The following is a 1,405-nucleotide window of genomic DNA, read 5'->3' on the forward strand; positions in this document are numbered from 1 at the left end:
GCTGCGGACATTCGTCCTTGGTCCGGCATTCGCCAGACACCCGACATGCGTCGGGTCGTGAATACAGGAACGTTAAGTGCAATCCCAATTGGTTGAAGAGACAAAGCATCATGAGGAACGTTTCCATACGGAAACTGACCGATCTCAGAATAAATGCAGATGGACAGAAAGAAGAGGAACGTTTCCATGCGGAAACTGACTGATCTCAAAGGAAGTGCGGATGGACAAAGAGAGGAGGAACGTTTCCATGCGGAAACTGACCGATCTCAAAGTAAATGCCGATGGACAAAGAGAAGAGGAACGTTTCCATACGGAAACTGACGGACTAGAAGATGTAGAGAAGACTCGAAGAAGACCAATTGGAACAACACTTAACATAATATTCACGCTGCGGACATTCGTCCTTGATCCGGCATCCGCCGGATACTCGACAGTCGTCGAGTCGTGAATACAGGAACGTTATATGCAACCTGAAAGAATGGGAAACCATGAGAGAAAGAATAAGATGACGATGCACCGAGTTCCCTATCGGCGTTTTTCGCGTAGGTTGAAAGCATTTAAAAGATTAAAGAATTTAAAGAGATAAGCACGATTAAAGCATGCTTTTTAAGATGGTTACTTTCGTAAATTAAAAATCATTAAATACAAGCCCGATTATTCTCTTGAAAAAAGCCTTACTCTTAAAGAGTAAGGCTTTCGCTATTCATATCGAATACATTAGATTAGATTTTATTGTCCTTGCATTCTTGAAACTGGAATATCACTTGTTGAGGTGTATTGGTAGATTGCTCCTAATAAATTGTTAGCGTACCAAGCTGGGCTTGACCACATTGTTTTGCTATAAGATTTATCTTCCCATTCATTACCTATACCTTTAATACCAGATTGTACACCAATTAAAGCATTATCTGAAGCTCGATAAACTGTTGATCCACTATCTCCACTTCCTGCCACTGCCTCATAAGGAGTAATATAAAATTGCCTAGGAATCAATTTACCAGTACCAGATACCAATTCTGACTCAATAGCTAAAAGACTGACACCATTAACTTGATCACCGTACGTGGCCCAAGTTCCTGTTTTTGTGACGGTAGAGGATGTAATTCCAGTCGTATTTCCTGACTTTTTAATAACTAGTCCTACTTTAATCCCTTGTTCTCCAACAGTAAGGTATTGTTTGAGTTGACCATTAATTCCTCCACCATTTGCATCTGTGTAGAAGCGACTGGTAATATATTGATTTGGATTCGTCAATCGAATTAATCCCATATCCAATTTTGAAGTATTGTTATAGCCAGACCAGTGTTCATACCCTATGCTTTTATAACCGACGGATTGTAAAATGAAGTGCAACACCTCGAACTGAATACAAAAAGGGCTCATGGCCGGATTCGTGTAGAATAAA

At 40.4% G+C, this 1,405-nt stretch carries 2 protein-coding genes; one reads left to right on the forward strand and one right to left on the reverse strand.

The window, feature by feature from the left end:
* The first annotated feature begins 247 nt into the window (after nucleotides 1-247).
* On the forward strand, nucleotides 248-448 hold the full coding sequence (locus tag HRQ60_RS23340) for a hypothetical protein (protein ID WP_172201010.1): 201 nt from the start codon (nucleotides 248-250) through the stop codon (nucleotides 446-448).
* 281 nt (nucleotides 449-729) lie between these two features.
* Here the strand turns inward: HRQ60_RS23340 and HRQ60_RS23345 are convergent.
* Nucleotides 730-1,405 (reverse strand): S1 family peptidase (locus HRQ60_RS23345; protein WP_216671685.1); only part of this gene is annotated, 676 nt, incomplete at its 5' end.

This window comes from Saccharibacillus qingshengii, assembly GCF_013185195.1.
GTDB lineage: Bacteria > Bacillota > Bacilli > Paenibacillales > Paenibacillaceae > Saccharibacillus > Saccharibacillus qingshengii.

Coding starts and splice junctions, on each gene's coding strand:
- HRQ60_RS23340 (WP_172201010.1), top strand. CDS start 248: ATGCGGAAACTGACCGATCTCAAAGTAAATGCCGATGGACAAAGAGAA.